Below are 22,607 nucleotides of genomic sequence, written 5' to 3' on the forward strand. Positions count from 1 at the left end.
ACGGCATCAGCCGATGGCGGTCAGGGCCCGGCGGATGGCGGTGAAGATGTCGTTGATCTGCTCCTCAGTGATGATCAAGGGTGGCGAGACCAGGAGCGTATCGCCGCTGCCGCGGATCAGGATGCCGTCCTCATAGCAGCGGCTGGCGCACTCAGTGCCGCGCGCCCCCGGTGCGCCCTCGCGCGGCTTCAGGTCGATCGCGGCCAGCAACCCGATGTTGCGGATGTCGACGACATGGGGAAGGTCGCGCAAGCCGTGCGCGTGGTTTTCCAGAACCGGCGCGAGGCGGCGCGCCCGCTCGAACAGGTCGAGATCCTGGTACACGTCGAGCGCGGCAAGACCCGCCGCGCAGGCGAGCGGATGGGCCGAATAGGTGTAGCCGTGGAACAGCTCGATCGCGTTGTCCGGCCCCTGCATCAGCGCGTCGTAGACCTTGCCGCTGACGATGACGCCGCCCATCGGCACGGCGGCATTGGTCATGCCCTTGGCGCAGGTGATGAGGTCGGGCGTCACGCCGAAGGCGTTGGCGCCGAATGCGGCGCCCAGGCGTCCAAACCCCGTGATCACCTCGTCGAAGATCAGGAGGATGCCGTGCTGGTCGCAGATCTGGCGCAGCCGCTCGAGATAGCCGACCGGCGGCGGCAGCACGCCGCCGGAACCCGTCACGGGCTCGACGATGACGGCGGCGACGGTCGAGGGATCGTGCACTTGCAGCAGCTTTGTCAACTCGTCGGCAAGATGCGCGCCCCATTGCGGCTGCCCGCACGAGAACGCCGCATGCTCCGGATCATGCGTATGCGGGAGGTGGTCGACTTCAGGGAGCAGCGGGCCAAAATCCCTGCGGTGGCGGACGATGCCGCTCACCGACAGGCCACCCCAGCCCATGCCGTGATAGGCCTTGGCGCGCGAGATGAAGCGGATGCGGCCGGCCTCGCCGCGGGCACGGTGATAGCCGCGCGCGATCTTCAGCGCGGTGTCGACCGATTCCGAGCCCGAATTGGTGAAGAAGACATGGTCGAGCCCCGCGGGCGCGACCTCGGTGATGCGCCGGGCAAGCTCGAAGGCGGCCGGATGGCTCATCTGGAACGAGGAGACGAAATCGAGCTTCGCCGCTTGCGCCTGGATCGCATCGACGATGCGCCGCTGCCCGTGTCCCGCGTTCACGCACCACAGCCCCGCCATGCCGTCGAGAATGCGCCTGTTGTCATCGGTGACGTAGTGCATGCCCTCGGCGGCGACGAAGATGCGTGGCTTCGACTTGAATTGCCGGTTCGGCGTCATCGGCAGCCAGAACGGCTCCATGACCTCGCGGGTGAGGGGGCTGTTGGAGGAAGCGAAGGCGCTCATGGGCATGAAAACTCTTGTACGTGTTCAGGCGGATCTTGACGGAGCGGAATTGGCGGGGCTGCGCTTGAGCTTGGCGGCGCCTTCGAGATGCCGGCGCAGCAGGGCGGCGGCGGCTTCGTTCTGGCCGGCTTCGAGCTGGTCGAGGATGGCGAGATGCTCGCGGCAGTTCACGATCACGCGCTCATGGCCGAAGGTCCAGTCGTAGTTTCCGAAGCGCCGCAGCCGGTTCTGCTGCTGAACCGCGACCAGCAGATAGCGGTTGCCTGACGCGGCGGCGAGGCCTTCGTGAAAGGCCGCGTTCATCTCGTAGAGCGCGATGCTGGCCGTGTCGCTCCACGGCATCGCCAGCATCTCCTGATGACGGCGGCGCATCTCGGTGGCCCACGCCGGATCGAGACGAAAGCCCGGCTCGAGCAGGCCGGCCGGCTCGATCAGCAAACGGTAGCGATAGCTTTCGTCGCGCGCCTGTGAATCTGCGAGGGTGGGCTGGAAGCGCCAGCCATGTCCCGGCTTGCGCTTGACCGCGGCGACTTCGGCAAGCTTGGTAAGCACGCGCTGCACGATCGGCCGCGTCGCATCGTAGCGCTGCATCAGGTCGCGTTCCGAAACCTCATCGGGCAACCGGCCGGCGCGGCGATCGCGCGCGATGGCGAGGAACAGTCGATCGGTATCGTCGGGGCTTGGCTTCGGCGGCGTCTTGTGCGGGGCAGGTGCGGTCTCGGCGACGAAATAGCCGCGGCTGGCGCCGGCGTGGACGAGCTTGCGTCGTGCCAGGAACTTCAGCGCGGCGCGCACCGGCGTGCGTGAGACCTGGAGGCGCGCGGCCAGCGCAACTTCGGCAAGACGTGTTCCGGGTGCGAGCTGTTCGCTCCGGATCAGGTTCATGATCCCGGCGGACAGTTCGCGCTGAAGACGGCTTGGGGACGCTTTTTCCAATGCCGATTTCGAGGCTGAAGATTTGTGTTTCATGTCATCACAAAATACATTAGGCTTCGACGGAAAGCAAAAGGAACTTCAAGAAGGAATTTGGCGTCCCATGGTCGAGCCCTTTCCCCTCATCGAAATCTCCGGTCCTCCGCGCGAGCGTGGACGTCAGTACGGGCAGAAGGCGGCGGGCCGCATCAAGAAGGGGACGACCCATTACTTCGCGCAGTTGAAGGAGCTTTCGCTCGATGCGAAGGGCGTGGCCGCGCTGGTGCGCGACTATCTGCCCGTCATCGAGGCGTTCGAGCCGAGCTATATCGAGGAGATGCACGGCATCGCCGAAGGCGCCGACGTTCCGTTCGAGGACGTCGTCCTGCTCAACGCCCGCACGGAGATCATCAAGCTTGCCAATCCGGCGATCCGCGCGCGGCTGAAGACGCCGGAAGATCCCGATGGCTGCACCGGCGTCGTCGTGCTGCCGCAGGCGACCGCCGATGGCCGACTGATCCACGCCCAGAACTGGGACTGGAAGCGTGAATGCGCGGAGACGGCGGTGGTGCTGAAGGTGCGCCGCGACGACGGGCCGGATCTGATGACCTTCACCGAGGCCGGCGCGCTCGGCCGCTGCGGCTTCAATGCCGTCGGTATCGCGATCACCGCGAACTATCTCGAAAGCGACCGCGACTATCGTCAGGTCGGCGTGCCGCTGGCGCTGATCCGCCGCAAGGTGCTGGAGAACGAGCATCTCGCGCTGGCGATGCGCACGGTCTATTGCACGAAAAAGTCAGCGGCCAACAACATGATCGTCAGCCATCGCGAGGGCGTGGCAATCGACTTCGAATGTGCGCCGGACGAGACCTTCCAGGTGCATCCGCAGAACGGCCTCCTGGTCCACGCCAATAACTTCCTCAGCCCTGTCGCGCTCAGCAAGCTGAAGGACACCGGCATCTTCAATACGCCTGACAGTCTCTATCGCGACATCCGCGTTCGCGATCTGCTCCAGCCCCACATCGGCAGCATCACCTTCGACACCGTCAAGAATGCGCTGTTCGACGAGTTTGCCTATCCCTGGTCGGTGTGCCGCCCGCCGCGCCGCAACCTCAGCAACAATCTCAGCGCCACCGTGGCGATGATCCTGATGGAGCCGGCAAGCGGATTGATGCAGGCCGCGCCGCTGCCGGCGCTCAACCGCGGGTTCACGACGTACCGGCTCGAGATCGACGAGATCGGGCGCGCCGCCTTCGAGCGGTCGGCTGCGGCGGGGGCTGCGTGATGCGCCGGCGTCGGCCATCGCCGGCATGGGCGATCGGTCTCGCCGCATTGGCCCTGCTGGCCATGCTGGGGAAGGCCGGCGCTGAAACCTTGCTGCGGACGCGGCTCAACGCCGACATCCGGTCGACCGATCCCGGTACCAATCGCGACGCCAACACCGACGGCGTTATCGCGCATGTAGTGGAGGGGCTGGTCGCCTTCCGCGACGATACCTCGATCGGCCCGATGCTCGCCGAGAGCTGGGCCGTGTCGAACGAAGGCAAGACCTACACGTTCCGCCTGCGGCAGGGCGTCAAGTTCCACAATGGCGCGACCATGACCTCGGACGACGTGGTGTGGTCGCTGAAGCGCTGGCTCGACCAGGCCACGCAATGGCGCTGCCTGTCCGAGTTCAGCGCCACCGGCATCGCGCGGATCGAGAAGGTCGAGGCGCCGGACCCGCAAACTGTCGTCATGACGCTCGATCAACCGACCGCCTTGTTCCTCCCGACTCTGGCGCGTCCCGATTGCGGCCAGACCGCAATCATCCATCGCGATTCCGTCGGCGCGGACGGCAAGTGGATCGCCCCGATCGGCACCGGCCCGTTCAAGCTCGCCGAGTGGAAGCGGGGGCAGTATGTCGATGTCGTCCGCTTCGACGGCTATGTCTCGCGCAGTGAGCCGCGCACCGGTTACACCGGCGCCAAGGACGCCAGGGTCGATCGCGTGCGCTTCAACGTGATCCCGGACAGCTCTGCGGCGAAGGCGGGGTTGCTCAGCGGCTCGCTCGACGTCATCATGAGCCTGTCGATCCCCGATCTCGAAGAGCTCAAATCGCGTCCCGAGGTGCAGCTCAGCATCACGCCCGCGCTCGGCCTCACCGGCATCCTGTTCCAGACCAAAGACCCGCTGCTGAAGGACGTGCGGATCCGCTGCGCCATTGCGCTGTCGATCGACACCGCGCAGATCGTCGACGCCGTGATGATGGGCACCGCGCGTCCGAACAATTCCGCGCTGCCGCTCGGCAGCCCGTTCTATAGTGAGACGCAGTCGCACGGTTATGCGCAGAATATCGCGGAAGCCAAGAAACTGCTGCTGGAGGCCGGCTACCGCGGTCAGCCGGTCAAGATGATCACCAACAAACGCTACAGCTTCGTGTTCGACTCCTCCGTGCTGGTGCAGGCGATGGCGCAGACGGTCGGGATCAATATCGAGCTGGAGGTGATGGACTGGGCGGCGCAGCTCGATCGCTACAACCGCGGCGACTACCAGTCGATGGCCTTTACCTATTCGGCGCGGCTCGATCCCTCCTTGAGCTTCGAGATGCTGACCGGACCGAAGGCGACGCAGCCGCGCAAGGTCTGGGACAATCCGGAGGCGCAGGACATGCTGCGCCAGTCGATGATGATCGACGATGCCGCGAAGCGGCAGGCGCTGTTCGACGACATGCACAAGCGCTTCATCGCCGACGTGCCGATGATCGTGCTGTTCAACGGCGCCGAGTTGACGGCGCTGCGCAAGGGCATCAAGGGCTATGCCGGCTGGCTCTATCCGCAGCCGCGGTTCTGGGGCGTCACGGTCGAGTAGGCAAGGGCGACGCCATGTTGGGTTACCTCGCAAGACGGCTGGCCATGACGATCCCGACGCTGCTGCTGGTCGCGATCGCCGTGTTTGCACTGGTTCGCCTCATTCCCGGCGATCCCGTGCAGGTGATGCTCGGCGATGCCGCCGATCCCGCGCAGGCGGCGCAGCTCCGCGCGCAGCTCGGGCTCGACCAGCCGATTCCGGTCCAGTTCATGCACTGGATCGCAAAGCTTGCGGCCGGCGATTTCGGGCACTCCATCACCAACAATCTCGCGGTGCTGCCGCTGATCCTCGACCGCTTCCAGGTCAGCGCGGTCATCGTGCTGGTGGCAGTTGCCGCGGCGGCCTGTATCGCCGTCCCGGCCGGGCTCGTTGCGGCCTGGAAGCAGAACAGCGTGCTCGATCTGTCCGTCGTCGGCGGCGCCACGCTGCTGTTGTCGATTCCGAGCTTCTGGCTCGGCCTGCTGCTGCTGCTCCTGTTCGGGCTCAAGCTGAAATGGCTGCCGGTGATCGGCTACGTGCCCTTTGCTGAGAACTTCTGGCAGGCGGCGACCTTCATCGTGCTGCCGATCGCGACGCTCACCATGGTGGAGATCGGCGTGCTCACGCGCATGGCGCGTGCCGCCTCCATCGAGGTGCTGCGGCTCGAATATGTCACGCATGCGCGCGCCAAGGGCGTGCCGGAATGGCGCGTGCTTGCTCGGCACGTCCTGCCCAACGCGTTCGCGCCGACCTGGACGCTGATCGGCCTCGTGCTCGGCCATCTCCTCGGCGGCATCGCCGTGATCGAGACCGTGTTCACGCTGCCCGGCCTCGGCCGGCTCCTGGTGGATTCGATCTTCGCGCGTGACTATCCGGTGGTGCAGGGCTGCCTGCTGTTCACCGCCGTGATCTACGTCGTGGTCAACCTCATCGTCGATCTTTGCTACCCGCTGTTCGATCCCAGGGTGACAGTGGCATGAGGATGCGCGCCAACACTACGATCGGCGGCGCCCTCATGGCGCTCCTTCTCGGCGCGGCCGTCACCGGAGCATTCTGGACGCCGTTCGACCCGCTGCGCATCAATCTGCGCGCGCGGCTTCAGGCGCCGTCGCCTGTTCACTGGCTCGGCACCGATGAATTCGGCCGCGACGTGCTGAGCCGCATCATGGTCGGCGCGGGCGCCAGCGTCGTGATTGCGCTGCTCACGGTGCTGCTGGCGATTGCGGCCGGCACGGTGATCGGCTGCACGGCCGGCTACATCCGTGGCTGGGCTGACCGCATCATCATGGCGGTCAACGACGCGCTGCTCGCGTTCCCCGGTATCCTGCTGGCGCTGGCCGTGATGATCGTGGTCGGCGCCAACAAGGTCGGGCTCATTCTGGCGTTGGGTCTCGCCTATATCCCGTCGGTCGTCCGCGTGGTGCGCGGCACGGTGCTGTCGATCCGCGAGAGGGAGTATGTCGAGGCGTCGCGCGTCATCGGCAATTCCGAGGTCTATTCGATGATCCGCCATGTGATGCCGAATGCGATTGCGCCGGTTGCGGTGCTCGCGACCAGCATGTTCGGCTGGGTGCTGCTGGCCGAGAGCGCGCTGAGCTTCCTCGGCCTCGGCGTGCCGCCGCCGGCGCCGACCTGGGGCAACATGCTGGCGGCGAGCCGTCCGTTCATGGAGACGGCGGCCTGGCTCTCGATCGCGCCGGGTCTCTGCATCGCGCTGACGCTGCTCGGCATCAACCTGCTCGGCGATTCCTTGCGCGATCGCCTCGACCCCAGGATGGCGCACGGATGACGCTGTTGTCGGTCGAGGATCTCCGTATCGAAGTGTCGGCCAGCAATGCCGTGATCGTGGAGGACGTCTCCTTCGCGGTCGAGCGCGGCGAGTTCCTCGCCGTCGTCGGCGAATCCGGTAGTGGCAAGACGGCGGCCGCGCGCGCCGTGCTCGGCCTGTTGCCGCCGGGGTTGCGCAAGGCCGGCGGCCGCATCGTGCTCGACGGCGTCGATCTCGCGAACGTTTCGGCGCGACAGATGCGGGCGCTGCGCGGGCCGACCGTTGGCATGGTGTTCCAGGAGCCGATGGTCTCACTCAACCCCGCCATCAGCGTCGGCGCGCAGATGGCGGAGGGGCTTGGCCTGCATGAGCGGCTTGGCAAGCGCGAGATCCGCCGCCGCTGCCTCGATATGCTCGCGCGGGTTCAGATCCGCGATCCCGAGCGGACTTTTGACGCTTATCCGCACGAATTCTCCGGCGGCATGCGCCAGCGCATCATGCTCGCCTCGGTGATGCTGCTGAAACCGAAGCTGCTGATCGCCGACGAGCCGACCACGGCGCTGGACACGCTGACCCAGCGCGAGGTGCTCGACCTCATGGTCGGGCTCGCCCGCGATCACGGCACGTCGGTGCTGCTGATCACCCACAATCTTGGCCTCGTGTCGCGCTATGCGCAGCGCGCGCTGGTGTTGCGCCAGGGCAGGATGGTCGAGACCGGAACGACGCGGCAAATCCTGTTCTCGCCGTGCGACGCCTATACCAAACGGCTGGTCGAGGCCTTGCCGCGCCGCGGCGCCACGACCAAAGCGCGGCAGGGCGGCGAACCCCTCGTCAGCGTGCGGGGCCTCGAAGTCGGCTTCGCCGGGCGGCAGCGATTGTTCCGGCGCGATGCCGGCGTCCGGGCCGTCAACGGCGTCGATCTGGACATCGCCGCGGGCGAAACGGTCGCGGTGGTCGGCGGCAGCGGCTCGGGCAAGACCACGCTCGGCCGCGCCATGCTGCGTCTCATTCCGACCTCGGGCGGAGAGATCAGGTTTCGGGGCAGGGACGTCACGTCAAGTGTCGACCGCGACTTCCGCCTCGCCTCGCAACTGGTGTTCCAGGATCCTTATTCCTCGCTGGATCCACGGATGCGCGTCGGCGAGATCGTCGCCGAACCGCTGCGCCACGTGCCGCAATTGACGGCGAGCGAGCGCGACAAGCGTATGGAAGCGATGCTGGAGGAGGTCGGGCTTGTGGGCCTCGGCAAGCGCTGGCCGCATGAATTGTCCGGCGGTCAGCGCCAGCGGATCGCGATTGCGCGTGCCATCGTGCGCGAGCCGGCCTTCGTCGTGGCGGACGAGCCGGTCTCGGCTCTCGACATGACCATCCAGGCCCAGGTGCTGAAGCTGCTCGCGCGGCTTCAGGCGCAATACGGCTTCGCCTGCCTGTTCATCAGCCACGATCTCGCCGCCGTCGAGCAGGTCGCCGACCGGGTGGTGGTGATGCAGGGCGGGCGGATCGTCGAGCAGGGATCGCGTGACGAGATCTTCGATCGTCCGCAGCATGACTACACCAAGGCGCTGCTCGCGGCCGCGCCCGTGCAGGACTTTGCGGGGGCGGCAACAGCGCGCGCCTCGGGCTAAGCGGGATCTTGCGTATGAAGCGTTTTGCCGATCGATCGGGGTCTTGAACCCGGCGGCATCGGTCACGGCATGCGGGATTTCGCCAGCACGCAGTGAATGCCCTTGTTGCCGTCGACCAGCTGCGTGACCCGCAGGTCTGCGGCGATCGAGCAGAGCGTATAGGCGTCCTGGGCGCTGAGGCCGCTGTGCTCGCGGATCAGCGCGATCATGTCGCGCAGCGCGGCCTTGGCGGCGTCGTCGAGATCCTCGTCAAAGCCCATGGTGATCCAGTCGGACGCCGTCTCGGCGCGCGGCGAGGCGAGCCGAAGATCGCGGCGGACGTGGAATTCGAAGGTGCCGGTGAGCGCGGCCTCGATCGCGGTCAGGCAGACTTCGCCGTCGCCCTGGAGCGCGTGGCCGTCGCCGGCGGAGAACAGCGCGCCCGGCACGAAGACCGGAAAATAGAGCGTGCTGCCGGCACTGAGCTCCTTGTTGTCCATGTTGCCGCCGAACGCCCGCGGCTCCTTCGAGGACAATCGGCCCCAGGCGGGCGGCGGCGCGACGCCGAAATTGCCGAAGAAAGGGGAGAGCGGCAGCTCCTGCCCCCAGGGCAGTTTTGCGACGTTGCGCGCGCGGTCCAGCGGAATGTGGATGCGGCGGAATTCTGGAAAATCCTCAGGCAGCGTGCCGAGCGTCGGGACCTGGAGATTCCAGCCCCAATTGCAGCGCAGCTCGATGCTCAGGACGCGCACTTCGAGGACGTCGCCGGGCTCGGCGCCCTCGATGTGGATCGGTCCGGTGAGAAGGTGCGGCCCCGGACCGCGGAACGCGCTTGCCAGCACCTCCGCATGTCCGGGCACGATGTCGAAGCCGAGCGACGGATCGGGCAGATCGTCCGGCTCGCCCGAGAGGGTCTCGATGGTCACGCGGTCTCCGGATGCGATCCGGAGCACCGGCTTCAGACGTCCGTCCCAGAGTCCCCACTGGACATTTCCGGGGGTGGATCGCAGGACGAAGTCCATGATCTGACGTTACCTTCCCGCGCTGCTCGCAACGATCGAGGAGGGCGACGTGACGTGCTTGCCCAGCGCCAGATAGACCAGCCCTGAGACCCCGATCCCGAACAGCCAGCTCAGATCGGCCCCGCCCAGGAGGTTGATCGAGACCGGCCCCTGGAGTGCGCCGACGAGGCCGTCTTCCACCAGCCATCCGGCGACGAGGCCCGCGAAGAACGCGATCATGCCGGCCCAGTTGATGTCGCCATAGGTGCTGGACTCCGGCGAGCGGTAGAGCTCGGCGACGTCGATCTTGCTCTTCCGCTTGAGGAAGAAATCCGCAAGCACCACGCCGGCCCACGGGCTCATCCACAACAACAGGCTGATCATCCAGTTGTCGAACGCTTTCGCAAAGGACGGCGCGAAGATGAAGTACAGCGTCACCAGATAGCCGGCGACGCCGACGATGACGGTGAGCCAGAAGCGCGAGAACTTCAGCCCCGCGCTCAGCGCCGCCAGTGTCGCCGAGTAGACGTTGAGGATGTTGGTCGCGATCGGGCCATGCAGCACCATCAGCAGAACGAGGATGCTGACCGGCCCGCCGAACACCGCGCTGACCATCTTTGCGGGATCGGTGTCCAGCGTCGTCGAGGCGATGGTCGCGCCGAGAATGCCGAGCCAGACCGTCGGCACGAACATGCCGACATAGCTGTACCCGAACACGGATTTCGACGGCACGCTTTTCGGCACGAAGCGCGAATAGTCGGAGGCCCAGGTGACCCAGGAAATGCCCCAGCCGACGCCGATCGCGGTCATGAGCAGGGTCAGCATCGCCAGATGCGCGCCCGGCGGCAGCGACGTCGTGAGGCTCCAGTTGACGACACCGGGGCGCGTCCAGGCCAGCACGCTCATCAGCACCATGATGGCGATGGTCGGCGGCACCGTGTATTTCTCGAAGGTGCGGATCGCATAGAAGCCGTAGACGCCGATCAGGACCTGCGCCGCCATCACCAGGGTGATGATGACGATCTCGATCAGCCAGGTGTCGGGCACGCCGAACTGGCCGAGGATGCCGATCGAGATCTTGACCGGGAAGTAGGTGTTCACGCCGATCCAGCCCAGCGTCATCACGAACATCAGGATGCTGGGCAGGTAGGCGCCGCGAACGCCGAACGCGGACCGGCTCAGCACCATCTGGTTGACGCCGGTCTTGTGCCCCATCACCGTGAAGGCGGCGAAGATCGCGCAGCCGACGATGTTCCCGAGCACGATGACCGCGATCGTCTCCATCAGTCCGAGCTTCAGGATGATGCCGAGCGCGCCGAGCGCCCAGTTGACCGGCGCGATGTTGGCGCCCGCCCAGATCCACATCTGCTGCGGCCCGGTCGAGTCCCGGTCCGCATCGGGAATTGGCTCGATGCTGTGAATATCAGCGCGAAGTTCGGAATCCGTCATGACATCCCCCAATACGAAGCACGCTGCGCATCATCGCAGCATAAATCGTGCCATTGGTTGCACGGCCGCCGGAGCAGGGCGTGCGCCGATGCCGGATGCAATGTGGTTCGCGCCGGATTGCTGTTGAAATTTCAAATGCGATCGGCGTCACGCGCAGGCTTGTATCGGCTCATGTCGAGCCACCCGTTTGCAACCCGGCGGCCGGCGCGGAGTCTCAGGGCCTTGCGCGCGCGAGCAGCGGTACGATGATAAATTGGGCAGTCCAACTCAAAAGTGCAGCAACCGCCTCTAGTCGAATAGGGCAGCGGCGCTGTCGCGGCTGGGATTGCCGGCCACGATGCGCTGCATCATTTCGATGAAGAGCGCCTGTTCCCGCTCGCTCAAATCGCCGAGCGTCGCACGATGCGCCCGTCGCGCCGCGCCCTCGATCTTGACCAGCAGGGCGGCGCCGGCAGGTGTCAGGCGGCACAATCGCGCGCGGCGATCGTCCTTGTTGATGGCGCGCTCGACCAGACCTCGTGCGGCGAGCCGCTTCAACGCGCCGGTCGTCGTCGTTCGATCGAGGGCGATATCGGCCGCCAAAGTGGTCTGATCGGCGGTTTCGCGCACCGCCAGCGCCGAGAGCAGGCTGTATTGCAACGGCGTGACCTCGAACGCGCCGCACGCTTCCTGAAACAGCGCGACATGAATCTGGTGCAGCCGCCGGATCAGATAGCCGGGACGTTGCGACAATGGCCAGGGGCGGTGCTTGCCCCCGCTGCGACGCGTCTTCCCCTGCCGCAATGCACGCTCTCCCAAGCTGGAACCAAGCCGCGCTTAGCTCGATTCGAGTGCGCCCGCCACCGTCAGATCATGGCACGAAGCTTGCTTTTGTCAAAATGCGAAGCATGCTTCGTATTTCCGGGGCGAAGCAATCGCCGCCGTGAGGAGAGGAGAGCGCCATGTCCATCACTGCCAGCTTCGACCTTCTGCTGCGCGGCGGTCGCGTGATCTGTCCGGCCTCGGGCGTGGACGGCATCAGGGATGTTGCCATCCGCAATGGCAAGATCGCCGCGGTCGCGCCGGACATTCTGCCGACGAGTGCGAAGGAGGTCGTCGATGTCGGCGGCAAGCTCGTGCTGCCCGGGCTGATCGACACCCATGCGCATGTCTATCAATATGTCTCCGGCCGCTTCGGCATGAACCCCGACATGGTCGGCGTGCAGTCGGGCGTGACAACGGTGATCGACCAGGGCGGTCCGTCCTGCATGACGCTGCCGGGCTTTCGTCATTTCATCGCCGAGCCGTCCCGTACGCGCGTCTATGCCTTCCTGTCCGCCTATCTCGTCGGCGGACTGGAGGGACATTATTATCCGCAGCTCTACAGCCCCGATGGTGTCGACATCGATGCGACCGTCAAGGCGGCGACGGCCAATCTCGACATCGTACGGGGCATCAAGGCCCATGCCGAGATCGGCGGCTTCGCGCGCTGGGGCATCCGTGTCATCGAGATGGCGGCGGAGATCGGCAAGCGCGCCGATCTGCCGGTGTATGTGCATTTCGGCCAGCTCTGGGGCCTGCCCGAGAGCGGCGCCAATGGCGAGGATGCCGATACGATCCTCACGCGTGTGATCCCGTTGCTGCGCGAGGGCGACGTTCTCGCCCATCCGTTCACGCGCCACCCTGGAGGCTTCGTCAACCGCGAGGGCGAGGTGCATCCGGTGATCCAGGCGGCGCTCGATCGCGGCCTGAAGGTCGATGTCGGTCACGGCAGCCATTTCTCGTACCGGCTCGCGAAGAAGGCGATCGCCGCCGGCATCATTCCGACCACGCTCGGCGCCGACATTCACGGCTACAACACTCACGTGCCTGCGCCGGCCGGAACGCCCGATCAGCACGAGGACGAGGAGAACCATCCCTTCGCGGGGCAGGCCAAGTTCAGCCTGGTGCAGGCGATGAGCTCGATGATGGCGCTCGGCCTGTCGCTGGAGCAGGTGGTGCCGATGGTCACCGCCAATCCCGCAAAAATGCTCGGCCGCAGCGCGGAGATCGGCGCGCTCAAGGTCGGCATGGCCGCCGACGTCTCCGTGCTCGCGGAGAAGAACGGCCGCTTCGTCCTTGCGGATAACGAGAAGAACGAGGTGATCGCCGAGCGCCTGCTTCAGCCGGCCTTCTGCCTGCGCGCCGGCACGCGCTTCGACGCGGTCGCGCCGATCCTGCCGCAGGCCGTCGCGGCGTAAGGCCGCGCGGTGATGGAGAACGCCCGCGTGCGCAACGAGCGAGAGTTTCCTTCAGGCAGATCCGGGCAGGGCGTGGGCGCACGGCTGCCGCGGAAGGAGGATGATCGCCTGATGCGCGGCCGCGGCCAGTTCGTCGCCGACATCAGGCTTGCGGGCCTTCAGGACGTCGCCTTCGTGCGCAGCCCGCTGGCGCATGCACGCATCCGCGGCATCCACGTGCCCGAGCGCCATCGCGGCAGCGTCTTCACGGCGGGGGACCTTGTCGGCGTCAAATCGATCCGCGCGGTCTCGGGGCTTCCGGGCTTCAAGATCTCGGAGCAGCCGGTGCTCGCCACCGGCAAGGTGCGCCAGGTCGGCGAGCTCGTCGCCATGTGCCTCGCGCCGACGCGGGCCGAGGCGGAGGACATCGCGGCCTCCGTGGCGCTGGATCTGGAGGAGCTGCCCGCGATCACCGACATGCTGAAGGCGCGCGAGCCGGGCTCGGCGCTGGTGCACGACCATTGGGGCGACAACGTCTTCCTGGAGACCAATTACGAGGTCGACATATCAGCCGCGCTCGACGCGCCGATCAAGGTGACGCGTGAGATCTCGACCGCGCGGCAATGCATGTCGCCGCTCGAGGGCCGCGGCGTCGTTGCGACCTTCGATCCGAGGCTCGATCAGCTCACGCTGCATTCCGCCGCCCAGATGCCGCATATCACGCGCAGCGGACTTGCCGAATGCCTCGGCATGGAGGAGGGCCGGATCCGCGTCATCTCGCCCGACGTCGGCGGCGGCTTCGGGCACAAGGGGATTTTGCTGCCTGAAGAGGTCTGCCTGTCCTGGCTGACGATGCGCTGCGGCCATCCCGTGCGCTGGACCGAGGATCGCCGCGAGCATCTCGTCGCCAGCTCGAATTGTCGCGAGCACCATTACAAAATCACTGTCTATGCTGACAGCGACGGGACGTTGCGCGGCATCGATTGCGAAGCGACCGTGGATTCCGGCGCCTACTCGTCCTATCCGTTCTCCGCCTGTCTCGAAGCCGCGCAGATCGCAAGCATTTTGCCCGGTCCCTACAAGATGCCGGCCTATCGCTGCCGCACCTTTTCGGTTGCCACCAACAAATGTCCGATCCTGCCGTATCGCGGCGTCGCGCGCACCGGTGTCTGCTTTGCGCTGGAGTTGATGCTCGACCTCGTGGCGGCCGAAGCCGGGCTCGAGCCCGGCGAGGTGCGGCTGCGCAATCTGGTACAGGCGGAGCAGATGCCGTTCGACAACATCACCAGGAAGCATTTTGACAGTGGCGACTATCCGGAGGCGATGCGGCGCGCGCTCGCCGCGATCGATGTCGAGGCCGTTCGCGCCAAGCAAAGCCTGGGCGAGGCCGGTGGCCGCCGCATTGGCGTCGGCGTCTCCATCTATTGCGAGCAGGCCGCGCACGGCACCTCGGTCTATTCCGGCTGGGGCATCCCGATGGTGCCGGGCCATGAGCAGGCATCGGCGCGGCTGACGCCGGACGGCGGCCTCGAGCTGCGCGTCGGCGTGCATTCGCACGGGCAGGGCATGGAGACGACGCTCGCCCAGGTCGCGCATGAAATGCTGGGAATAGACGTCGCAAAGATCCGCATCATCCTCGGCGACACCGCGATGACGCCCTATTCGACCGGCACCTGGGGCTCGCGCTCGATGGTCATGGCCGGCGGCGCGGTGGCCACCGCCTGCCGCGAGCTCGGCGAACGCGCAAGGCGCATCGGTGCCAAACTGCTGCAGCATGATCCGGCTTCGGTCGTCCTGCAGAATGGCGAGGTGCGCGGCGTCAATGGCAGCGTCAGCCTGACGGCGATCGCCCACACCTGGTATCGCCGCCCGCAGGATCTGCCTGTTGACGTCGATCCCGGCGGGCTGGAAGTGACGCAGGGCTACAAGCCCGTGCGCGACAGCGGGACCTTCAGCTACGCCGCGCATGCGGCCGTCGTCGCGGTCGACCCTGATGTCGGCGAGGTGGAAATTCTTGACTATGTGATCGTCGAGGACGGCGGCGTTCTGGTCAACCCGCTGGTGGTTGACGGCCAGATCTATGGCGGCCTCGCCCAGGGCATCGGCACCGCGCTCTACGAGGAAATGCCGTTCGATGCCTCCGGCCAGCCGCTGGCGACGACGCTCGCCGACTATCTGCTGCCCGGCGCGACCGAGGTCCCGGCGGCGCGTCTCGATCACATGGAGACGCCGTCGCCCTACACGCAGTTCGGCGTGAAGGGCATCGGCGAGGGCGGGGCGATTGCGCCGCCCGCCGCGATCGCCAATGCCGTCAACGACGCGCTGCGCCCGCTCGGTGTCGAGCTGATGCAGTCGCCGATCACGCCGCATCGTGTCGTCGCAGCCATGCTGGCCGCGCGCGCGGCCGAAAGGAGCGCGGCATGAAGCCGGCTCCGTTCAGCTACGAGCGCCCGCGCGATCTCAATTCGGCGCTGTCGATGCTGGCAGCGGCAGGCGGATCGGCGAAGATCATCGCCGGCGGCCAGTCGCTCGGGCCCATGCTCAATCTGCGGCTGGTGCAGCCGGAGCTGATCGTCGATATCTCCGGCCTTGCCGAGCTCAAGCAGGCCAAGCTTTGCGACGGCGAGCTGATGCTCGGGGCCCTGGTGACGCATGCCGACATCGAGGACGGGCGCACGGCCGACGTGACCCGCGGCGCCATGCGCGGCGTCGCAGCCAACATTGCCTATCGCGCCGTGCGCAACCGCGGCACGATCGGCGGCTCGCTCAGCCATGCCGATCCCGCCGCGGACTGGGTTTCCGCGCTCGCGGCCTTGGGTGCGCGCGTCACGCTGCGCAGTCTTGCCGGTGCGCGCACGATGGCGATCGAGGCCTTCGTCGTCGGCGCGCTGGAATCGGCGCTCCACGCCGGCGAAATGGTCGAGGCGATCCATGTGCCGGCCCGCGCTGTCTCGGCGCATTGGGGCTATGCCAAGAGCTGCCGCAAGACCGGCGAGTTCGCCCACGCCATCGGCGCGGTCCTTGTCGATCCCGCCGCCGCCTCGGCGCGCGTCGTGATCGGTGCGATCGATACGGCGCCGATCGTCGTGACGGATGCCGCCGATTTGTTCGGCGGCCGGATTGCGGCCGACTACAAGCAGCGTTTCGACATCAGGGCCGCCGATGCTCTTCTGATGAAGGCCGGCATCGACGATGCCGCGCAGCGCCATATCCATGTCAGCGTGTTGAAGCGCGCCGTCCTGGAGGCCGCCGCATGACTACGATCGCGCTTCATGTCAATCGCCGCGCGGTGGAGGTTCTGGCGGAGCCTCGCACCAGCCTTGCCGATTTCGTGCGCGACAAGCTCGACCTGACCGGCACGCATCTCGGCTGCGAGCACGGCGTCTGCGGTGCCTGCACCGTGCTGCTCGACGGCGTGCCGGCGCGCTCCTGCATCACCTATGCGGTGGCCTGCGAGGGCGCGGACATCACCACGATCGAAGGCCTCGACGAGGACGAGGTCACGAGCGAGCTGCGCGCGGCCTTCACCCGTGAGCATGCGCTACAATGCGGCTATTGCACGCCCGGCATGCTGGTTTCGGCGCGCGACCTGGTGTTGCGTCTGCCTGACGCCGACGAGCGGCGCATTCGCGTCGGCCTCAGCGGCAATCTCTGCCGCTGCACCGGCTATGTCGGAATCGTGCGGGCGGTGCAGTCCGTCATCGAAGCGAGGCGCGCGCGCAACATCGCGCCGCAGGCCGATGGCGGCCGGACCAGTCTCGGCCCCGCCGGATCGGGGCGAGCCACGTCAGGCCGAGACGAGCGTCAGCCTGCGCGGCAGGCGGTGGCCGCGGCATCAGACCGCGCCGCGGCAGTGACCATTCCCGACTTCACCCCGGCGACCGTTCTCGATCAGCGCTTCACGCTGCCGCACCCGCCGGCAAAGGTCTTTGCGATGTTCGACGATATCGCCGGCATCGCAGCCTGCCTTCCCGGCGTGTCGCTGACGGCGCCGCCAAGGCCCGAGCGCGTCGAAGGCGTGATCCGGGTCAGGCTCGGGCCGATCGCGGCGGCCTTCGAGGGGGCCGCGCGCGTCGAACGCGATCCCGCGACATTCTCGGGCCGCATCGTCGGCATCGGCACCGACCAGCGCAGCCATTCGGCGACGCAGGGCGAAATCCGCTATCGCCTGATCCCGCTCGAGGGCGGCACGGCGACCGCCGTCGAACTGTCGATCGGCTACACGCTCACGGGCATGCTGGCGCAGATCGGCCGGCCGGGCCTGGTGCGGGATCTCGCCAGGCGCCTGGTTGCGGAGTTCGCGGGAAATCTCGACCGCCACATGTCGGGCGCGCCGTCGGGGCAGGCGGCCCCGGCGGAGCTCAGCTTCTGGTCGCTTGCATCAGACGTTTTGCGCGCGCGGCTCGCGCGCATCCTTGGCCGCGTCTTCACCGGAAAAGGTGGAGCGGAATGACCGGCGCGCTCGCGCCGCAGAGTGACGAAGCCTGGACTGCTAGACATCAACAGCGTGGGATTTGGAGAGACAACATGACACGAGCACTCGGACTGGTTCCGGCCATCGCGCTGGCGACGGCCTTGGTCGGCGGCACAGCAGGGGCGCAGACCATCAAGATCGGTGTCAACGAACCGCTCACCGGCGCGTTCGCGGCGTCCGGCACCTACGTCGTCAATGGCGCCAAGATCGCCGCCGACGAGATCAACGCCAAGGGCGGCATCCTGGGCAAGAAGATCGAGCTCGTGATCGAGGACAACAAGAGCAACCCGACCGAAGCGGCCGCCGTTGCCGAAAAGCTCATCACCAGCGACAAGGTGCCGGTCCTGATGGGGGCCTGGGGCTCGAGCCTGACGCTCGCGGTGATGCCGAAGCTGATGGAATACGAGACGCCGATGGTGGTGGAGACCTCGTCCTCGGGCAAGATCACGACGACGGGCAATCCCTTCATCTTCCGCATCTCGCCGCCCTCGGCGGTCGAGGCCGCGGCGTTCAAGGGCATCGTCGACAAGCTTGCGCTGAAGAAGGTCGACTTCCTCGTCATCAACAACGACTGGGGCCGCGGCACCGCCGAGGACTTCAGCAAGATGATGAAGGACAAGGGCATCACGATCGGCCTGGTCGAAACCATGGACCAGGGCGCACAGGACATGAGCGCCCAGCTCTCCAAGATCAAGAGCTCGGATTCCGAGACGGTCATCGTCACGACCGCCGTCGACCAGCTGACGCTGATCTTCAAGCAGGCCGCTGCGCTCGGCCTGAAGAAGCGCATCATCACCACCGGCGGCTCGCAGAATCCGGACCAGATCATCGCCCAGGCGGGAGCCGCCGCCAACGGCACCATGCATCTGACGACCTTCCTGCCGTGGTTCCCGGATAAGACGCCGAACCCTGAGGCAACCAACTACTTCATCACGGAATGGAAGAAGCGCGGTTTCGAGTTCGCCGGCTGCACCGAGAGTTTCCGCGGCTATGACGGCATCCGCACTGCGGCGGCCGCGATCGAGAAGGCGGGCAAGGCCGAGCCGGCTGCGATCAAGGCGGCGTTCTGGGACATCAACATCAAGGGGCTCAACGGCGACATCGTGTTCCGCAAGTCCGGCCCTGAGGGCAAGGAGAGCGGGCAGAGCCAGCCGAACGTCTATCTCATCGAAATCAACGGCGGCAAAGTCGAGATGAAGACGCTCTAGCGTCAGCGAGCCCTGGGCGAGGGCGGCACATCGCGGCCCTCGCCGACATCTGGATCAAACGGGAATAGCCTTGAGCGAGTTTCTCCAGCATCTGGTCAACATGCTCGTGCTCGGCGGCACCTATGCGCTGCTCGGGATCGGGCTGACGTTGATCTTCGGCATCATGAACGTGGTGAACTTCACGCATGGCGTGCTGTACACGTTCGGCGCCTACATCATGTTCATCGTGGTGCAGCAGGTCGGGCTGAACTTCTTCCTGGCGTTGCCCGTCGCCGTGCTGGCCGGATGGCTATTGGGGGCGGCTATCGAGCTGACATTGCTGCGGCCCCTGCGCGGTTCCGACATCGACACCACGATGCTGGTCATGATCGGTGCCTGGATCGCGATGCAGTCGGGCACGCTGTGGATCTGGGGCGGCGTCGCCAAATCGGTGGCAACGCCGTTTCCCGAGGCACCGCTGGTGCTCGGACCTGTCTCCGTGTCCTGGCTGCGGCTGTTCGTGCTTGCCGCCGCGGCACTGCTGATCCTGGTGACGTACCTCCTGATCAACAGGACGAGTCTCGGCCGCGCGATGCGGGCAACGTTCCAGGACCACGACACGGCCTCGCTGATGGGTGTCAATGTCGACATGATCTACACCTCGACCTTCGCGATCGGCTCCAGCCTTGCCGCCGCCGCGGGGGCCCTGCTCGGGCCGGTCTACGTGATCTTCCCGCAAATGGGGGATCTTGCCGCCGTCAAGGCCTTCGCCATCGTCATCCTCGGCGGTCTCGGCAACATCACTGGCGCGGTGATCGGCGGCTTCATCCTGGCTTTGGCCGAGGAGCTTGGCGCGGGCTACATCTCATCAGGCTATCGCGACGCGATGGGCTTTGTGATCATCATCGCGGTCCTCATCTTCAAGCCGACCGGCCTGTTCGCACGCGCGGAGCGCGTCGGATGAGAATAGCCCTCACCATTCTCGCCGTCGCAGCCCTTGCCTCGGTGCCGCTCTGGCTGCGCGATCCCTACTTGCTGAACGCGCTGATCACGACCGGAATCTTCGTCATCGGCGCGATGAGCCTCAACCTGCTGCTCGGCTTCACCGGCCAGCTCAGCCTCGGCCACATCGCCTTCTTCGGCGTCGGCGCCTATGTCAGCGCGCTGACATCGCTCGGCTTCGACGTCGGCCTGCCGGGCGGCTTTCGTCTGGTTCACGCGCCCTGGCCGCCGATCGTGGGATTCGGGCTCGCGATCATCATCGCCGGATTGTGCGGCTATTTCGTCGGGCTGCTGTCATTCCGCGTCCGCGGCGCCTATTTCGTCATCGTCACCATCTCCTTCGCCGAGGTCGTGCGGCTGGTCGCGCTGAACTGGGTCGAGCTGACGCAAGGTCCGCTTGCGCTGACCAACATTCCCTCCATCGCGCTACCAATGCCCGGCTTCGGTGAATTGACGCTGCGCACCAAGCTGCAGAACTACTACCTCGTGCTGGTCGTGGCTCTCATCGCCTATCTCCTGATCGCACGCCTCGTTCGTTCCCATTTCGGCCGCGCCATGCGCGGATTGATGGAGAATGAGACCCTCGCTGTCTCTGTCGGCATCGACGTGACGAAGACGCTGACGCTGGCGGCGGTGATCTCGGCTGCGATCGCGGGGGCGGCCGGCAGCCTTTATGCGCACTACATCCGGATCATCGATCCCGAAGTGTTTGCCTTCATCAACACCGTCACCATGGTCATCATGGTCATCAGCGGCGGCAAGGGCTCGCTGGCCGGTCCCGTCGTCGGTGGCCTGATCTTCGGGCTGCTGCCGGTCGCGCTGCGGCCGGTCATGGCGCCGGAGGCGCAGTGGATCGCCTATGGCGGCGTGCTGATCGCCATCCTGTTCGTGCTGCCGCGCGGCATCGTGCCGTCGCTCGCGCAGCGATTGGCGAGGAGACGGAGCAGGGCGACGGCACTGGCGCCGGTGGCCCTTGCCGAGACAGCCATCAAGGAGCGGGCGTGATGACGGCGCGCAGCGTTGCCATGACGATCGAGCAGGTCGCGGTCCGCTTCGGCGGACTCGTCGCGATCTCCGACATGAGCTTCACCGTGGGCGAAGGCGAGATCGTCAGCCTGATCGGGCCGAATGGCGCCGGCAAGACCACCGCCTTCAACGTCATGACCGGCTTTCTGGAGCCGAGTGCAGGGCGTGTCACCTACCGTGACACCGCGCTCAATGGATTGAAGCCGCATCAGATCGCGGACCTCGGCCTGATCCGCACCTTCCAGCGCACCAGCGTGTTTCCCAACGACACCGTCTACGACAATCTCCTGATCGGACTGCACCGCCAGGGCCGGGTCCGGCTGCTTGACGCCATCCTCGGCCTGCCGGGGGCGCGCGCCTCGGAGCGCAAGCTGCGGCAACGGGCGAGCGAGCTGATCGAATGGGTGGGTCTCGAACGCCGTGCCCACGATGCGGCCGGGTCGCTCTCCTACGGCGAGCAGCGCCTGGTCGGCGTCGCGCTGGCGCTCGCGGCGGAACCCTCGATGCTGCTGCTCGACGAACCCGTCTCGGGCATGAATGCCTCGGAGACGCACCGGTTTGTCGAGCTCATCCGCAGCATCCGCGATCGCGGCATCACGATCCTGCTGGTCGAGCACGACATGCCGATGGTGATGACGGTCTCGGATCGCATCGTGGTGCTCAACTACGGCCGCATCATCGCCGAGGGGACACCGGACGTGATCCGCAACGACCCCGCCGTGATCGAGGCCTATCTCGGGCATGGAGCGGCACGTGCTTGAGATCCGCGACATGGTGTGCGGCTATGGCGGCGTGACCGCGCTGCGCGGCATCTCGCTCGACGTGAAGGCCGGGCAATTGGTGGCGCTGATCGGCGCCAACGGCGCCGGCAAGAGCACGACGCTGCGCGCGATTTCCGGCCTCGTGCCGACACGTTCCGGGCAGATGCGGTTCGAGGGCATCGACATCACCGGGGCGAGGCCCCCGCGCGTGCTGGCGAGCGGGATCGCGCATTGTCCGGAAGGGCGGCGCGTGTTTCCGCACATGAGCGTCGAGGAAAATCTCGACATGGGGGCTTACCTCCGTCGTGGTTCAGGCGAGATCGCGGCCGATCGCGATCGCATCTACACGGAATTTCCGCGGCTCGCCGAGCGGCGCCGGCAGGCGGCGGGCACGCTGTCCGGTGGCGAGCAGCAGATGCTCGCGATCGGGCGTGCGCTGATGTCGCGGCCGCGGCTGATCTTGTTCGACGAGCCCTCGCTCGGCCTTGCCCCCAACATCGTCGAGCGCACCTTTGCGATCATCCGCGGCATCCGCGATGCCGGCACCACGGTGCTGCTGGTCGAGCAGAACGCGTTCGCTGCGCTGGAGATGTGCGACCACGCCTATCTGCTCGAGAACGGCCGCATCGTGCTGTCCGGGGCCGGCTCTGAGCTGATCGAGAACGAGCACGTGCGGAAGGCCTATCTCGGTGGATGATCCGGCTGTCCGTCCGGACGGGCCGGCGTGGATTCCGGTCTGTGACCTCAGCCGGCTGAAGGCAGAGACGATCGTCCGCGTCGCCGGGCGCGACATGCTCGTGATCTGGAACGAGGGCGATGTCATCGCGTGCGAACGTGCCTGTCCCCACGAACAGGCGGATCTCGGTCTTGGGCAGGTGGCGGCGGGGCGGCTGTATTGCCCGCGCCATGCGGCATCGTTCGATTTACGTGACGGGGCAATTACAGCGGGCTGGCCAAGTCCGCCATTGCGGCTCTATCCGGTCAAGGTCACGGGAGAGCAAGTCTGGATCGAGGCGCAGGAGCGACAACCGGGGCGATGATGGCGTCAT

20 protein-coding genes are annotated in these 22,607 nt (G+C 66.4%); 15 read left to right on the forward strand and 5 right to left on the reverse strand.

Going from position 1 to position 22,607, the window contains the following annotated elements; translation table 11 throughout:
* Positions 1-6: 6 nt before the first annotated feature.
* Together XI09_RS41530 and XI09_RS41535 are read right to left on the reverse strand one after the other, a co-directional pair.
* Positions 7-1,347, reverse strand: coding sequence for an aspartate aminotransferase family protein (locus XI09_RS41530; RefSeq protein WP_271572091.1), 1,341 nt, complete (start codon positions 1,345-1,347; stop codon positions 7-9).
* A gap of 24 nt (positions 1,348-1,371) precedes the next feature.
* On the reverse strand, positions 1,372-2,316 hold the full coding sequence (locus XI09_RS41535; RefSeq protein ID WP_271572092.1) for a GntR family transcriptional regulator: 945 nt from the start codon (positions 2,314-2,316) through the stop codon (positions 1,372-1,374).
* Positions 2,317-2,383: 67 nt separating this feature from the next.
* Between XI09_RS41535 and XI09_RS41540 the strand changes: the two genes are divergently transcribed.
* Genes XI09_RS41540 through XI09_RS41560 form a run of 5 tightly spaced genes read left to right on the forward strand, consistent with a single transcriptional unit; the run spans position 2,384 to position 8,481 of the window.
* Positions 2,384-3,544, forward strand: coding sequence for a C45 family autoproteolytic acyltransferase/hydolase (locus tag XI09_RS41540; RefSeq protein ID WP_271572093.1), 1,161 nt, complete (start codon positions 2,384-2,386; stop codon positions 3,542-3,544).
* Complete coding sequence (locus tag XI09_RS41545) at positions 3,544-5,109, forward strand: ABC transporter substrate-binding protein (RefSeq protein WP_271572094.1); 1,566 nt, start codon at positions 3,544-3,546, stop codon at positions 5,107-5,109. Before XI09_RS41540 ends, XI09_RS41545 begins: the two co-directional genes overlap by 1 nt.
* A 14-nt stretch (positions 5,110-5,123) precedes the next feature.
* Positions 5,124-6,068: an ABC transporter permease gene (locus XI09_RS41550; RefSeq protein ID WP_271572095.1), complete on the forward strand. Its 945-nt coding sequence runs from the start codon at positions 5,124-5,126 to the stop codon at positions 6,066-6,068.
* The gene (locus XI09_RS41555; RefSeq protein WP_271572096.1) at positions 6,065-6,877 is read left to right on the forward strand and encodes an ABC transporter permease; all 813 of its coding nucleotides are present in this window, start codon (positions 6,065-6,067) and stop codon (positions 6,875-6,877) included. The genes XI09_RS41550 and XI09_RS41555 overlap by 4 nt, the downstream gene beginning before the upstream one ends.
* Positions 6,874-8,481 carry an ABC transporter ATP-binding protein gene (locus XI09_RS41560; protein WP_271572097.1) on the forward strand — a complete coding sequence of 536 codons (1,608 nt, stop codon included), beginning with the start codon at positions 6,874-6,876 and terminating at the stop codon, positions 8,479-8,481. Before XI09_RS41555 ends, XI09_RS41560 begins: the two co-directional genes overlap by 4 nt.
* Before the next feature lie 62 nt (positions 8,482-8,543).
* On the opposite strand, the gene XI09_RS41565 is transcribed toward XI09_RS41560, so the two are convergent.
* The 3 genes from XI09_RS41565 to XI09_RS41575 all read right to left on the reverse strand — a co-directional run bounded on the left by XI09_RS41565 (position 8,544) and on the right by XI09_RS41575 (position 11,693).
* Entirely contained in the window at positions 8,544-9,482 is a 939-nt protein-coding gene (locus XI09_RS41565) for an acetamidase/formamidase family protein (RefSeq protein WP_271572098.1), read from the reverse strand.
* A 9-nt stretch (positions 9,483-9,491) separates the two neighbouring features.
* On the reverse strand, positions 9,492-10,910 hold the full coding sequence (locus tag XI09_RS41570) for a cytosine permease (RefSeq protein WP_271572099.1): 1,419 nt from the start codon (positions 10,908-10,910) through the stop codon (positions 9,492-9,494).
* 288 nt (positions 10,911-11,198) lie between these two features.
* The gene (locus XI09_RS41575; protein ID WP_027548931.1) at positions 11,199-11,693 is read right to left on the reverse strand and encodes a MarR family winged helix-turn-helix transcriptional regulator; all 495 of its coding nucleotides are present in this window, start codon (positions 11,691-11,693) and stop codon (positions 11,199-11,201) included.
* A gap of 158 nt (positions 11,694-11,851) precedes the next feature.
* Between XI09_RS41575 and XI09_RS41580 the strand changes: the two genes are divergently transcribed.
* From XI09_RS41580 to XI09_RS41625, 10 genes are all read left to right on the forward strand, one after another.
* The gene (locus XI09_RS41580; RefSeq protein ID WP_271572100.1) at positions 11,852-13,129 is read left to right on the forward strand and encodes an amidohydrolase/deacetylase family metallohydrolase; all 1,278 of its coding nucleotides are present in this window, start codon (positions 11,852-11,854) and stop codon (positions 13,127-13,129) included.
* A gap of 12 nt (positions 13,130-13,141) precedes the next feature.
* A complete protein-coding gene (locus XI09_RS41585) occupies positions 13,142-15,532 on the forward strand; it encodes a xanthine dehydrogenase family protein molybdopterin-binding subunit (RefSeq protein WP_271572101.1) in 2,391 nt (796 codons plus the stop codon).
* Positions 15,529-16,365 carry an FAD binding domain-containing protein gene (locus XI09_RS41590; protein WP_271572102.1) on the forward strand — a complete coding sequence of 279 codons (837 nt, stop codon included), beginning with the start codon at positions 15,529-15,531 and terminating at the stop codon, positions 16,363-16,365. The genes XI09_RS41585 and XI09_RS41590 overlap by 4 nt, the downstream gene beginning before the upstream one ends.
* Positions 16,362-17,561 (forward strand): xanthine dehydrogenase family Fe-S subunit, encoded by a 1,200-nt coding sequence (locus XI09_RS41595; protein WP_271572103.1) that lies wholly within the window; start codon positions 16,362-16,364, stop codon positions 17,559-17,561. Before XI09_RS41590 ends, XI09_RS41595 begins: the two co-directional genes overlap by 4 nt.
* A 74-nt stretch (positions 17,562-17,635) precedes the next feature.
* Positions 17,636-18,790 (forward strand): ABC transporter substrate-binding protein, encoded by a 1,155-nt coding sequence (locus tag XI09_RS41600; RefSeq protein WP_271572104.1) that lies wholly within the window; start codon positions 17,636-17,638, stop codon positions 18,788-18,790.
* Between the two features lie 70 nt (positions 18,791-18,860).
* Entirely contained in the window at positions 18,861-19,733 is an 873-nt protein-coding gene (locus XI09_RS41605; RefSeq protein ID WP_271572105.1) for a branched-chain amino acid ABC transporter permease, read from the forward strand.
* Positions 19,730-20,776: a branched-chain amino acid ABC transporter permease gene (locus tag XI09_RS41610; protein WP_271572106.1), complete on the forward strand. Its 1,047-nt coding sequence runs from the start codon at positions 19,730-19,732 to the stop codon at positions 20,774-20,776. Before XI09_RS41605 ends, XI09_RS41610 begins: the two co-directional genes overlap by 4 nt.
* The gene (locus XI09_RS41615) at positions 20,776-21,558 is read left to right on the forward strand and encodes an ABC transporter ATP-binding protein (protein WP_027548924.1); all 783 of its coding nucleotides are present in this window, start codon (positions 20,776-20,778) and stop codon (positions 21,556-21,558) included. The genes XI09_RS41610 and XI09_RS41615 overlap by 1 nt, the downstream gene beginning before the upstream one ends.
* Positions 21,551-22,255: an ABC transporter ATP-binding protein gene (locus tag XI09_RS41620; protein WP_271572107.1), complete on the forward strand. Its 705-nt coding sequence runs from the start codon at positions 21,551-21,553 to the stop codon at positions 22,253-22,255. The genes XI09_RS41615 and XI09_RS41620 overlap by 8 nt, the downstream gene beginning before the upstream one ends.
* A complete protein-coding gene (locus tag XI09_RS41625; protein ID WP_271572108.1) occupies positions 22,248-22,598 on the forward strand; it encodes a Rieske (2Fe-2S) protein in 351 nt (116 codons plus the stop codon). The genes XI09_RS41620 and XI09_RS41625 overlap by 8 nt, the downstream gene beginning before the upstream one ends.
* Positions 22,599-22,607 lie beyond the last annotated feature (9 nt).

Origin of the sequence: Bradyrhizobium sp. CCBAU 11386, assembly GCF_028128955.1 — a bacterium.
In the GTDB taxonomy this organism is placed as follows: Bacteria; Pseudomonadota; Alphaproteobacteria; order Rhizobiales; family Xanthobacteraceae; genus Bradyrhizobium.